General features: G+C 58.5%; 10 protein-coding genes and 4 pseudogenes. 6 read left to right on the forward strand and 8 right to left on the reverse strand.

The genetic code is table 11. The features are described 5' to 3' along the window. Positions 1–339: 339 nt before the first annotated feature. Positions 340–1,143: a YiiX/YebB-like N1pC/P60 family cysteine hydrolase gene (locus QA642_RS08600; protein ID WP_283084281.1), complete on the reverse strand. Its 804-nt coding sequence runs from the start codon at positions 1,141–1,143 to the stop codon at positions 340–342. A gap of 1,230 nt (positions 1,144–2,373) precedes the next feature. Between QA642_RS08600 and QA642_RS08605 the strand changes: the two genes are divergently transcribed. Beyond that, on the forward strand, positions 2,374–3,114 hold the full coding sequence (locus QA642_RS08605) for a Crp/Fnr family transcriptional regulator (protein ID WP_283084282.1): 741 nt from the start codon (positions 2,374–2,376) through the stop codon (positions 3,112–3,114). 291 nt (positions 3,115–3,405) lie between these two features. Beyond that, the gene (locus tag QA642_RS08610; RefSeq protein WP_283084283.1) at positions 3,406–3,639 is read left to right on the forward strand and encodes a hypothetical protein; all 234 of its coding nucleotides are present in this window, start codon (positions 3,406–3,408) and stop codon (positions 3,637–3,639) included. Positions 3,640–4,308: 669 nt separating this feature from the next. Here the strand turns inward: QA642_RS08610 and QA642_RS08615 are convergent. Together QA642_RS08615 and QA642_RS08620 are read right to left on the reverse strand one after the other, a co-directional pair. Then, complete coding sequence (locus QA642_RS08615) at positions 4,309–4,707, reverse strand: hypothetical protein (RefSeq protein ID WP_283084284.1); 399 nt, start codon at positions 4,705–4,707, stop codon at positions 4,309–4,311. 329 nt (positions 4,708–5,036) lie between these two features. Beyond that, positions 5,037–5,307, reverse strand: a pseudogene (locus tag QA642_RS08620) (FAD-dependent oxidoreductase); the annotation flags it as partial. Between the two features lie 317 nt (positions 5,308–5,624). Here QA642_RS08620 and QA642_RS08625 point away from each other — a divergent pair. After that, positions 5,625–5,795, forward strand: coding sequence for a hypothetical protein (locus tag QA642_RS08625; RefSeq protein WP_283084285.1), 171 nt, complete (start codon positions 5,625–5,627; stop codon positions 5,793–5,795). 94 nt (positions 5,796–5,889) lie between these two features. Here QA642_RS08625 and QA642_RS08630 read toward each other — a convergent pair whose 3' ends face one another. From QA642_RS08630 to QA642_RS08640, 3 genes and pseudogenes are all read right to left on the reverse strand, one after another. Further along, positions 5,890–6,075, reverse strand: coding sequence for a hypothetical protein (locus QA642_RS08630; RefSeq protein WP_283084286.1), 186 nt, complete (start codon positions 6,073–6,075; stop codon positions 5,890–5,892). Between the two features lie 16 nt (positions 6,076–6,091). Then, complete coding sequence (locus QA642_RS08635) at positions 6,092–7,036, reverse strand: GMC oxidoreductase (RefSeq protein WP_349253870.1); 945 nt, start codon at positions 7,034–7,036, stop codon at positions 6,092–6,094. A 163-nt stretch (positions 7,037–7,199) separates the two neighbouring features. After that, positions 7,200–8,012, reverse strand: a pseudogene (locus QA642_RS08640) (GMC family oxidoreductase N-terminal domain-containing protein); the annotation flags it as partial. Between the two features lie 943 nt (positions 8,013–8,955). On the opposite strand from QA642_RS08640, the gene QA642_RS08645 reads away from it, so the two are divergent. Further along, positions 8,956–9,873: an NADP-dependent oxidoreductase gene (locus tag QA642_RS08645; RefSeq protein ID WP_283084288.1), complete on the forward strand. Its 918-nt coding sequence runs from the start codon at positions 8,956–8,958 to the stop codon at positions 9,871–9,873. A gap of 675 nt (positions 9,874–10,548) precedes the next feature. Here QA642_RS08645 and QA642_RS08650 read toward each other — a convergent pair. Together QA642_RS08650 and QA642_RS08655 are read right to left on the reverse strand one after the other, a co-directional pair. Further along, positions 10,549–10,965 (reverse strand): hypothetical protein, encoded by a 417-nt coding sequence (locus QA642_RS08650; protein WP_283084289.1) that lies wholly within the window; start codon positions 10,963–10,965, stop codon positions 10,549–10,551. A 71-nt stretch (positions 10,966–11,036) separates the two neighbouring features. Further along, on the reverse strand, positions 11,037–11,234 hold the full coding sequence (locus QA642_RS08655; RefSeq protein ID WP_283084290.1) for a hypothetical protein: 198 nt from the start codon (positions 11,232–11,234) through the stop codon (positions 11,037–11,039). Between the two features lie 649 nt (positions 11,235–11,883). Here QA642_RS08655 and QA642_RS08660 point away from each other — a divergent pair. Then, positions 11,884–12,063 (forward strand): annotated as a pseudogene (locus QA642_RS08660) (transposase); the annotation flags it as partial. 142 nt (positions 12,064–12,205) lie between these two features. Then, a pseudogene (locus QA642_RS08665) lies at positions 12,206–12,644 on the forward strand (transposase); the annotation flags it as partial. Between the last annotated feature and the right edge of the window lie 385 nt (positions 12,645–13,029).

The raw sequence follows: 13,029 nt of genomic DNA on the forward strand, positions 1-13,029 counted from the left end.
AGCTGAGCGCATCGCGGGCATTCCTTCAACCTATGCAGAAGACGTGGTCATCGGCGAGCAGGAAGACTGGTTTTTCGGGTTATGCGGGCGTCGAAACTCGCGATTAAGGCGGTACAGGCGCAGATGCCGGAAATGGACCTCGCGTTCACCGGCCTAATTCAGACAATGGGGGACATGTCTACCTACACTTGGGCGCTTGCAGGGAAAGACGGCAACCCCGTCGTCAAGGCCCGGGAGGTTAGCTGTAAAAAACGTATCGACTGATGATCCGCTCGTGCTTCACCATGATCATGGCGACTAAGACAACAGCACAATCGATTCCGCCTCACGGAAGTCGGGCTATACCACTGCCGAGATCGCGCGTTCCATGTCCGGCGCAACTGTGGCCTGTGCGGCGTCAACTTGGAGATCTGCCCAGCGCATGTTTTTATAGTTGAAGCCCGTGGGTAGCGTGGGCTTCACCACCATGAAGTAGGGCGATAGATCGAAGTCGCGCGGCGCATATAGAGACGAATGACGGATCTCGGCGATCTCGCACCGCCCGGACTTGTTCTCCATGTGCGTGATGTTGGGCAGGATCGGGTAACGCACGGCGTCGAATGCCTGCGCAATCAGAGACGAACAGATGGTCCGACGCGAATCGCCGGAGCCGAGCGCAATGGTTCGTTGACGCCAACGTTGCGTGAATGGACAAGGGAATAGATAGCGCATGAGGTCGACGACGTTTTTGAAATCGTAGCCGAGACCTATCCGTTCGAATGCGTAACGACAGACCTGTTCGCGGTCCGCATCGCTCAGGCCGACTGGTCGGCATATGCGGGTTTGGCAATGCAAATACTTCGACAGAGGGGCCGACACGACCCCTTCGTCGATATTGGCTTCAATCAGGACGTGCGGCTCGCCGCAATTTGTGGCGCCCGATATCGGTCCGACGTACAACGCCGAATGCGACCATGTCGACTGAGTGATATATTTGATGCTGCTGGAAATACGACCTTTGCCCTCGACCAGCAGGACGTCACCGGGTTGAAGAGTGTGGCGTAGGGCAGTCGTTGCATCGTCCGAGGTGGGGGGCTCACACCGATTGGCCGGCTTCTGCAGCCGGGCCATCAAACGTTCGACGTTGTCGAACATCCAGCCCATCACTCTTTCCTTTCTTTTTGGCCGTTTTCGTATGGCAGTTCCAGACGACTATTCCCTCTTATCTAAGCCTATTCAGGAAAGACGGACTGGACCATTACACTGAGGTCGATCTGCGCACTGCATTTGTCTGAAACAACCATACCAAAGGATACGATTGATCACCCGGGCCGTTCCCAGTGATGGGAAAGCCGCACTTGGTCCGGCGGCTGCTATCGGCGGTGCTCTTCATCGGGCGCACGTGCGAGATCGCGGGGTCGAGCGAGCTGACCAATGAGGGCACTCAACGCCTCCATCGACTTTGCACTGGGGCTAATTTCGAGTTTTGACCTTCGCGTCGTTTCACCTACATGCAAGGGTCATGTCGGTTCAGTGGACAACAATTGGCAGGCAGGACCGCTTGGCTCCGTCGAGAATGACTCAAGAACCAGTGCGCATGACCGCGGAAGGCTAAAACTGTTCAAACGGGCGTTCGCCTTCCTCAAACCGGAAGCATGTTGATCACTGTACCAAGAACAAAGCACAGCGACCCGATAAGATAAAGCCAGTTCGCTAAATTGCCCATGCGATATCCCGTCGATTGGCCGGCTGGGGTTCTGCAGCCTTGTTCATTTCAGCATCTCTCCTCAGGAGAACGCAGGGGAAGTTTATCCATACGGCGGACACGTCGGCGTATCGGTCCAGGTCGCCGTCGCAAAAGCGCCGAGGTTGATAACCTCAGTACTAACCATCGGATGACCCCGCTGCGCCCAATAGCGCACGTCCGTTGTCACGGAAGGTATCGCTACCTTGATCGATCTGGCATTGAGCAGTGCAGAAGACGATTTAGCGGAGGCGGTCCACCACTCACGATAATTACCTTCGAGTGCTGCGGAGGGAAATCACGTCCCGCCATAGAATCGATAAACGATCGTTATTGCCGCCGCGATCCGCAAGTGCCAAAGCTAAGAATTCAGCCGTCACCAACTGTAGAGACTCCGTTGCCGCCGGGGCGCGCGCTTATGCATCGATCTTGACAATGTTGATCATGAAGCAGCTGCTCCAGTCGACTTGTCGTGCACTGTCCTCGCATACTCAGGACTGATAGCGGCATGAGCCAAGTCCTCGTCCTCGAACCTCAAGAAATGCGAGCTGACCCACGAGCGTTACATCGCTCTCCGGCTCAGTTTTTTGGTACGAAAACGTACAGTTGGATAGCTCGTTTACTCAAAAAGTATTAGGACGTTGAATCTGATGTATGAAGTTCGCAACAGATTATTACGTCTGCTCCCACCTGATGAACTCAAGCACGTTCTGTTGCTCTCGGAAGAGGTGCCGCTTACGAAGCGGCAAGTTCTTCATCGCTACGGCGTTCGCATGCAACACGTCTATTTCGTCGAGAGTGGTCTTGTGTCGGTCGGTGCCAAGGTGGGACCGCAACAGTTCGTTGAGGTGTGGCTGATCGGCTCGGAAGGGCTTGCCGGAATACATCTCGCGTTGACAGCAAAAACGCAGCCGACGCACCGTCGAATTGTGCAGGTGGCCGGCGCGGCCAATCGCCTCACCGTAGATCGCTTTCAGGAAGCGATTGCCCGTCTGCCGACGTTCCGCAGCGTGGTGCACGCGTATATCGCTTCCGTGCTTATTCAGACCGCCCAATCAGGGGCATGTAATACGGCCCATCAACTACAGCAGCGCCTGGCGCGATGGCTCCTGCTCGCTCGCAATGCCCTGGGCTCTGACGAGATCCCTCTTACACACCAAGTGCTCGCTCAGCTTCTCGGAGTGCGCCGCGCAGGCGTTACGGATTGCCTTCTTCAACTCAGGAAGGATGGGCTTATTGAAATGATGCGTGGCTGCCTCGTAGTCCGTGACGTATTTCGGCTGGCGCAGATCTCCTGCCATTGCTGGAGCTTGATCGAGCGCGAGTACGAGCGGCAACTGCTGAATGTTGGCACTCCGAATAGCGAATTGTTGGTGCATGGGAACCGATAGTTATTTGCGATGCCAAGCCAAAATAGCTGATTCCCAAGGTTGTTGCAGTTGGCCCACCGACACATCGATCTGCGTCTTCAAGCGAGTCCTCATAGTTGGCCTCGAGGATCCGTCGTTCACTTCGCATGCGGATCCGAAGCGAGTCTGGTCATCCTTCAGTATGTCCAACTTCGTCAGGGCTAGTAGACGATAGGCACGCTTGTGTGCGCTTTTGCAGGACTACGCTGTCAAGTGGCAAGGCAGGCGCACGCCCCGGCGCTACCTGACCACACGGGAATTAGGAGCACAGGAATGGAAGAACAAGAAGCGTTGCGAGTGATGCGGGTTCTCATCGAGCATGGGTGCGGAGCGGATATCGATATCGAGGACGCTATGGCGCAGTCTTGGCTCACAGAGGCAGGTCTCAGCGATTACGAATCCGAGCGTGGAATTGGGTTTGCCGGCGATTACAGATGGATAGTTCTGAGTGGGTGGGGGCGATTTCGGATCACCCAGGCCGGACTTGTCGCTGCGATGCGGGCGTGAGTTTGTTCTAAGCCAAAACTGGAGGTCGAGCTAATGGGCTTTAATCAGGGCGGCGTTGTAGGCATCGGGCAGAGGCTTGGCCTCGTTCTCGATGTATCATTCAGTACCACTCATGACCCCGGCCTTCGCGGAGCGAGACTGACACCACGTCCGACCAACCCCGCACCGAGATGAACAATTCCCGTTGACGTTGGAGAGGGGGCGCCCTTTGGGGCCGCCAGCCTCGAAACAATCTAACACAACCGGGCTGAGCCGCGGCAAAACCAGCTTTTTGTCGGCACCTTATTGGAGCCGCGACGCCTGCACATCGTTGGGGGGGACCTCGTCGAAGGCTTTTGCCTTTTCCAAGTCGCGCCTAGTCCATTGGGGGGTATCGATTACGCGCGCATATCGCTGGCCGTATAGCGCTACTTAGCGACAATTTGCTTTTCACCTTCCAATCGGACCTTCGAACGAAAAAGCCCGGAGCTCGCTTTGAGCCCCGGGCAGTCAAGGGAGGAAACGCCTGCGGCGTTGGTGTCATTCACCGGCCATCAGCCAGTCCGCTGGCACCAAGCCGGAGCACAAAGTGGTTCGGTTCATCGTCGGCATCGAGAACTCCGTGAGCGGCTCACTCCTCGCCACATCAATTTCAGCCTGAAGTAGCTCCTCTGGACGCCGGCGCCGTCTTCAACCCGCGGCGCGCCCGTTCAAACCCAAACGCGCGACTGGCTCTGCGGGCGCGTTGAAGACTGACGTGGTGAGCAGGACAGCGGCAGCGAGGACCCAGTAATACCAGGCGTCGAGCCCCGCGAATTTGAAGGCAAACGGCGCGATGACAAACACCACCCCAACAGCGCGATCGACCCAAAGGTGCAGCCAGTACGGAATGATGCGGACGAGCCCGGTGGGATGGTTGGTCATGGCGGCCAAGAGTAGCGCCGCGACGCCGACAACAACCGAAAGCCACATTGCGATCGGTTCGCTCTGACCGAGCTTCAGCTCGAACGGCGCTGCCATCAAGACGATCGCGACAGGATAATCGATCAGGTAAGCGTGGATAGACTTGGTGATGAAGCGGAACGACATCGGTGACTCCTATGTGCTTGGTTTCTCGAGCGGGTTCTTGCGACGCAGCGAGTGCAGCCACCTAAGATGACGATCACGCCGTCCTATGCTGGCAAGTACTCCGCACGACCGTCGCGCCCGGTTAGACGCGCAGAAAGGCTATGCCGATACGCCAACCATTAGAAATGCCCGGTCGTTATTGTTTCCATTCCACTCGCTCGGCGCCACGCAAGGGCAGCACGCGCCGGGTCGACGAGCGGCTGGTCCAGGCGGCCGGCGCAACGCTGCCAGCGCTCTCGCTGCTGCGGAAGTGGCGTTATCGATTTCATTCCCTGCAGCTTGAGCGCGCCGTAGAGCCCCTCCAGGCGCGTAATCTCGCGGTCCTTCGCGGTGACCAATGACGGCCAGTCGAAATGCGCGACCGACAAGCGCCAGCCGAATTTCTGTAGCCTCATCGAACGAATCGTTGAAACGGCTCGCGTACACAAACAGCATCTTCGGCACGCAGCCGCGAATGACACAGGTCTCTCCCAGTCGGTGCTCCTGGGCGAGCATCACTTTCGCGTCATGTCCCGATGCCACGCGCGCAGCGCGGACGCCTCCTGACCCGCTCCCGACGAACGGCCGTGAGTCCTAGCGCATACGCGGCCACTTCGGACTCGCGGCTTCGTGTTTTGGACTTTCGGCTCATCGCATCCGTCGACGATCAAGGGCGGCCGTGCAGCCTCGCTCAGCAACCACGCCCCGCTTCTTGGCCGCGTCTACGTACACTTTGAGAAGGCTTGCCGTCGCAACGTCGTCGAGCTCGTCGCGGAGCTTGGCCGCGATGCCTACGCACCCCGCGCGTTCCGGAGGAGATCCAGTACAGGAAGGATGTCAGATGGGTTTGACCGGTGAGTTTGATCCGGATCGACTTGCGAGTAGGCGATGACCCCGTCTTGATCGACAACGAACCGTGCCGGGATTGGAAGCATCCAGCTATCTTCCCCATGAAGGCTTGGCAGATCGATTCCGCTCTTCAGATGCAATGTCTGGAGGCGCTCGGGAATGCGCCAACGAACGCCGAACTGCAGCGCGATCTTCCCGCATTTGTTGCTCAAGATTGGTAGCGTTACGTCTTTGGTCCTTCGGGTTCTTGCATTCTCCTCAATTGTCTGCGGCGAGATGACGACTAGCGAAGCTCCACCTGCCTCGATTGATGGGCTATAGAAGATCAAAAAGGAGCGGACCGCGGCGCAGTATCGAGGCCAAGGAGGTCTTTACGCCATCTTGGCCGGGCAGACAGAAGCCCGGCGCGAGTCGTCCGGCGGCTAACGCCTTCTCAGCCTGGCCGGAGGCCTTCAGGTATTCGGCAGCCTGCCTCAGGGCTATTTCGATGTCAGTGGTCATTTCCGGCGTCCAGTGGTCAGAACAGCTTGCGTTCCAATGCCCGAGCTGAACGATAAGAGCTCCTCCCGGTGGCGGTCTTTGGCAACTTTGATCTATTCAGCCCGTCATGAGCCAATCGCAGATTACCCAGGCCAGCCGACGAGACGTTGAGTCCCCGCGCAATGAACCACCCTTCATTCCCATCCAACGCGCGATGGCCACCCGGATGATAGTTCGACCTTTGGAGACCGCCAGAAGCCGCCGCAAGGATGAAGCATATCGAGGACAATGATGCCGGCCCTTTGACGTTGACGCGGCATGGTCGGTTTGGCCTTCGATCGTCAGGCCACGCAGGCTTGCACCAGAGCTCCTCGGTCTGCTTATCCTCGACCAGCATCGCCTTGGCGTGGCGCGCCAGCGCTTGGGTCGGGGCGTTGGTATTACCGCTGCTGATGTTCGGCATGATTGAGGCGTCGATCACCCGGAGGCCGTCGACCCCGCGGACCCTGAGCCTCGCGTCAACCACCGCTCGCGCATCTTGGCCCATCCTGCACGTGCCGACCGGGTGCCACATCGTCGTCACAGCGCGCTTCGCCCATTCGCCGATCTCGGCATCCGACCGGATGCGCGGCCCCGGCTCCATCTCTTCCTCGATAACCGGCGCCAACGACTCCTGCGCCATAACCCTGCGGATCGCGTGCACCGATTCCACCACGGCTCTCAAGTCTTCCTCCTCGCCGATGAAGTTCGGATTGATCAGGGGCATCGACGTCGGGTCGCTGTCGGCCAACCGCACCCAGCCACGGCTCTTGGGCTGAAGCACTACGAGTTCGAAGGTGATGACGGAGCGGTCGCCCGTCGGGCTGAGTTCCTGGTTCGCGATGATAGGAGCGTGATAGCATTGGATCGTGGGTTCGGCGGTGAAGTCGGACGGATTCCAGTGGGAAACCGTCTCGATGCCATTGCCCGCTGCGGGGGCCATCCTTGGTGACGAGATAGCGAAGGCCCGCCTTCACGGTGCCGAGGCCTTGCGCGACGGCCTGATAGCCGAGATCGCCCTTCACATAGGCACGCACCGGTACCATCGGATGGTCTTGCAGATTTTCGCCGACCTCTGGAGAATCGACGATTACGGCGATACCGTGCTGGCGAAGCTGCTCGGCTGGACCGATGCCCGAGTGCATGAGGATCTTCGGGCTATGGACGCTGCCGGCCGACAGCACGACCTTTCCGGCTGTGATCCTGGCGCCCTCCATGAGCTCGACGCCAACAGCCTGCTTGTTTTCGATGAGGATGCGGACGACCGTCTTGCCGGTGACAAGAGTCACGCGGCCCGACGTCAGGTGTGGACGCAGATAAGCGTCGACCGCGCTGCAGCGCTGCTGGTTTCCGACCGTGGACTGCACGGGTGAGACGCCGATCTGGCTCTTGCCGTTATAGTCCGGATTGAAGGGTAGCCCATATTCCTGGAAGGCCTTTAGGCAGTATTGGTTCAGTTCATTGATGCCTTTGGGCTGCTGGACAGCTAGGCCGCCATCGATGCCGTGAAATTGGTCGTGAAAGGTGTCATTGTTCTCCTGCGCGATAAAGACGGGGAGCAAATCGTTATACGACCAGTAGCCAGTCTCGCCGACCGCGTCCTGCCACGCTGTGTAGTCGCGTATCTGACCGCGAACGTAGGCCATAGCGTTGATCGAGGAGCCGCCGCCAAGCACCTTTCCTGAGCGATAGGCTCGCTTGGTGCCGTGCTGGGGAACAGTCTCATATTTCCAGACATGCCGATCGTGTGCCAATATCTTGGCGAAGCCGGCAGGAATGTGGATGAACGGATCGCGATCTGTGTCGCCTGCTTCGATCAGCGCGATCGAAGCATCGGTGTGTTCGGCAAGATAACTCGCGACCACACATCCCGCTGCCCCCGCACCGACAACGACAATATCGTAGGCTTGTTGAGACATCAGCGGCTTTTCTCTCTTGCGCCAATCTGCATCGTCCGACGCCGTCTACCGCGGAGCGCCATCGAATGATCCTGAGAGTGATCGCACCATACGGGTCAAACAGTGACTTCGCGTCGCGAGCGAGGGAAATGAACTCTCGACATGAAATCGATAGACGATCGTTGTTGCCGCCGCCGCCCGTGCGTATTGCTTCATCGCGTTGGCGCTGCGGGTACTCCATGTACAGGTCGCGCGCAGGGATTTCCCATTCCGGCAACCTGCTCCAACTCGGGGCGAAGCATCCGGACCTTGTCGAGGTAGTCATCCCACTTCTCTCGATTTGGGAGCGTCTCAAAGATCACCGAAAACATATAGTATCTCGCTCTTGAGTGCCGCGACTCAGTCGATCTCGTATGCCCCCGCCGCGAGTGTGTCTGCAATTTTAATCGCTGCGAACTGTACGCCCTCGACTACAGTCTTATGATCGCGCCCATCCTGGTCGCCCTGTTGATTAAGAACCGAACCGTAAAGGCATGATTTCGATGATGGCGTGGGTTACAGGCGCGCCTTGAGGATGTCTCATCCCAGTTGTCGAGAGTTCCGCGCGGGCGACTTCTTGAGCAGGAGGAGCTGCTCCGACATGGCCCTCGAACCAATCGACGCCGCACGCCTTCCAGCCGAATGGCAGACTTCAACGACCCGCCGCCAATTTCCGCAACGAGCAGGCGCGCGGCTGAGCGACGCCGAAGCTGCATAGAAATAATCACGTTCCACCCCCTCACGATTCGGTTTCGTCGTAAGAAGCAGATATCTGTATCTGTACCACACCTTTGCATCTTTGGGCGCCGGGTCGATGGCATCGATTCCATAGCTATAGGTCATTAGACGAACGAATCTTGAATCGTATTTTGGTGGCTCGCGAACAATACGAACATCACGACATACCACGCTCAAGAGGTGGACGATGAAAGCTATTGCAGTGAGCAGCCAGGCTGCGGGAACGGCCGGAATGAAGCTGGTGGAGCGGCCGGGGCCGCAGGCAGCGATAAACGATGTCGTCGTTCGGGTTCATGCGTCGGGATTCGTCGGGACCGAGCTGGCGTGGCCCTCGACCTGGACCGATCGCCTCGACCGTGAGCGGACACCGTCAGTTCCTGGGCACGAATTGGCCGGAGTGGTCATCGCCCTCGGCTATGGCACGACAGGGCTGTCGGTCGGACAGCGAGTGTTCGGCCTCGCGGACTGGTATCGCGACGGCACCCTGGCGGAGTACGTGGCGGTCGAGGCACGCAATCTCTCGCCGCTGCCCGGAGATGTCGACTTTACATTGGCTGCGAGCTTACCCATCTCGGGCCTCACCGCATGGCAGGGATTGTTCGACCACGGCCGCTTACGGGCGGGCCAGAGCGTCCTCGCGCATGGGGCTGCCGGCGCAGTCGGATCGATGGTGTCCCAGCTCGCACGTGAGGCCGGCGCCTACGTCATCGGCACCGGACGGGCCGCAGACCGTCAGAAGGCGCTCGACTTCGGCGCGCAAGAGTTCGTCGACCTCGAGAACGACGCCTTGGAAGACGTCGGCGACGTCGATTTGGTGTTCGATCTCATTGGTGGAGATATTGGCAAACAGTCTGCGCGGCTGGTGAGAGCCGGAGGAACGCTGGTGTCGATCGTCGGGCCCGTCGAGATACAGCCCGCCAACTTCTTAGCGATCGACTTTGTCGTCGAGCCCGATCGCGCCCAACTGGGTGAGATCGTCCAGCGGGTGCGAGACGGGCGACTACGGCCGAACATCGGAAACGTCTCGCCGCTCCATGACGCTGTTGCCGTCTTCAACCAGGCTAAACGGGTCAACGGGAAGAAGGTCATCCGCGTTTGTCCGTGAGCGACACGCGCGCGCCGATGCATGCGGCGTCCCTTGCCTAGATCGATCCGTCCCTTCAAGCAAGCATGTAAGCCATTTCACCGCGCTTTAGCGGATCAGCTTTCTCGGCTCGGCCGAACGGATCTAGCCCGGAGTTCATTGGCTTGAGCTTTTAGAGGGTCTCGCGAATTACTCGTAGCTCATTGTCGATGGTGAACCTAACGACGATTCTGCGCGTACTACGCGACTCTTGAGGACTACATCGCGTTCCGGAAAGGAGCCATTATAACCTGAGGGGTAAAACCCGGTCCTCACGCTGTCAGCCGCGACAGGATCTCGATGGAATGCCGCCTAGTCGGGAATGGCGGTCACGCCCGCTGGTCCGGACGGAGTCGATGGGCCTGCTTAATCCGGTCGTTTAGCGGTTCGCTATCAACCGCGCGTACCTGGTTTGACGGCCAGTCGCCCAGCCGTCTGAGCCTCGCAAGTAGCGTGTCAATCAAGGGAAGAGCTCCGCGTTGGGCAAGGCCGCCACGCAGATTTGGAGGCGCTGGCCATCTCCGCCCACCATGCGCTTGTCTTGTTTAATTGAAAAGGTAAGTGGCTATGTAAATCTTCTCAATCGCATTCTCTCCGGATTCGATCGATTCATTCTGGGGCGGCGCGACACATCGTTTTCTGCGACGGAATGCTGCGCTAAAATCGAAGCGGTCGCCCGATGATCGCCCGAGTGCCGAGATGGGCTACGGCAGTGCTCGTTTCGATCGCGCTCAGGGCTGGGGCCGTCAGCAAGACCGCAGCGGCGAGAACGGGGTAGCAACAGATGTCGATCCCACCAAAATGGAGGGCAGACGGGTGAGTAATGGAAATCGGGCCAGATGCGCCATCCATCCATGGATGCAGCCAGTAATGGATGACCCGGACGAGCCCCGTCGCGTGGTCCGCGAAAGTGGGCGGCAGAAGCGCTGCAATGCGGGTCACCGCCCAAAGCCAGAGCGCGACAGGACTGTTCTTGCTAAAGTTCAACCGGAAAGGTGCGATCATCAAGACGCTGGCTGCAGGATAGTCGATGAGGTGGGTCTGGATAGACTTTGTGATGCGGCGAAAGGGCATAGCGCAACTCCTGCATGCTGGGCTGCTCATTTGAGTTCTTGTGACATCGAGAGTAGGAGCGGCGAACGAGATCAACCGCGTTGATGGGCGGCGCGGCTTGCCACCGAGTATCGATGAGGTGTACGGGGAAAGTATTCTTGTCTGTCCGCCGTTAGAAATGCAGGATCGTTATCGTTTTCATTCTCCGGAGCGGCCGCGTCTAAGGCGCTTAATTCAAGCGGGCCGGTACGAGAGTTTAGAAAATTGGTTTGCGCAGAAATCTCTTCCATTGAATGCTCCCGATTTGTACCTCAGGATCGGTGCCAGCCGCGCACGGGCGGCAGCGAGTCCCCACCCGATCGAGTCTGAGCAAATCGTGTTCTTATCTCGCATTCACAGCGCCAAAGTAGTGTGAATGCGCTATCGTTCTGTTCGTGGCCAATCACTTGGAGGCGTGCTCTCGATCTAGATGTGCGTCGAGAGGAAGATGCCAACGAGCAGCACAAAAATCGTGCCCCACTACAGTGGCGAACGATCGCTCAACGCGATCGATGGCACGCAACTCCTGCCTGAAACACGTGCGTTCCGTGTCGCGTATCCCCGGTCGCACGGTCTGATCGCAATCCTGATCGATGTTGGACGCTCATGGATGAGTCCGCGTAGCTAAAGATGCTTGGCGACTCGACGATTTGATCGACTAATGATCGATGTATTCGATGCACTGGCTGCGGCCGCCAGCCGGACATCTCGTTAGCGGTCCCAATGCGGCTCCGTAGGCGCCGTTACGACTGCGGAGGAGCCGGCGTGAGAGTATCCGTCCGGTGAAGCTTTCAATTACCCACATTTAGCCCGGAGGGCTGAGGAAGCGCACCAACCTATTGCATCGCAGGAATCGACCGTGATTCCTTGACTGGCACCGATTCGCAGGGAGCGGTGCCAATGGACGAAGAAGCCGACGCATGGTTTGATCGCGAACTCGCTGGCTGCAACCTTGCCGACGAGCGCCTGAATAAGCGGCTCCGCAAACTGGTAGCGCAGATCGGGAGCGCCATGGGAGAAAGCATTCCGCTGGTGTGCCAGGACTGGGCTAATACCAAGGCCGCGTATCGTTTTTTCTCCAACGACCGGGTCAGTGAGGCGGATATTCTGGCTGGCCACTTTCAATCGACGCGTGAGCGCACGATTGCCACTGACGGGCCTATTCTAGTGCTCCACGATACGACCGAGTTCAGTTATCAAAGAGAGAACTCAGACGCGAGCGCATCCGGAGCAGCCTCTGGCAGGCTATGCCGGACTGATGCAGGCCGACGCCTACGCCGGCTTTGGCAGGCTCTACGAGGCCAATCGCAAGGGCGGCCCGATCATCGAGGCCGCGTGCTGGGCGCACGGCAGACGCAAGTTCTTTGATCTCGCGCGGCTCACCAACGCCGATCGCGGCCGAGGCGGTCAAGCGCATCGATGTCCTGTTCGCCATCGAGCGCGAGATCAACGGTCTTGCTGCGCAGGAGCGTTTGCGTGTGCGCCAGGGGCGTAGCCGCCCTCTGATCGTCGAGCTGGAGGCTTGGTTGCTTGAGCAGCGCGCCAAGCTCTCCAGGAACAACGACACGACCAAAGCGATCAATTACTGCCTCAGCCGCTGGGATGCATTTACCCGCTTCCTTGATGACGGACGGCTTTGCATGTCGAACAATGCTGCAAAAACATCGCGGCTAGCGGCGGCGAGAGGCGCCGCGCGCTGCCAAGCTTTGCTGTCACAATTCGCCCTAGTTACCACCGGTGGCACGAGGAGTTGGGACAGTAATAGTTCGATACATTGGATTTCAAAGGCGGTGATCCAATCGCGGGTCGCCTGGAGGCCGCATTAACCTCCTTGCAAGTACGTCCAGCTCCTCGGAAGCGTAGGAGATCTTATCAATACGGCGGACACGTCGGTGTGTCAGTCCAGGGTGCGGTTGCAAATGCGCCGACACGCGGTCCGGGCAAGCAACCTGACCTGTAATATCCGTAACCGTAGGCCGCATCGTATGACTCATCGGTCGGGTAGCCCCAATACGAACTATCGGCGGGATAGCCCCAGCTCGAATA

Origin of the sequence: Bradyrhizobium sp. CB2312 (genome assembly GCF_029714425.1) — a bacterium.
GTDB lineage: Bacteria > Pseudomonadota > Alphaproteobacteria > Rhizobiales > Xanthobacteraceae > Bradyrhizobium.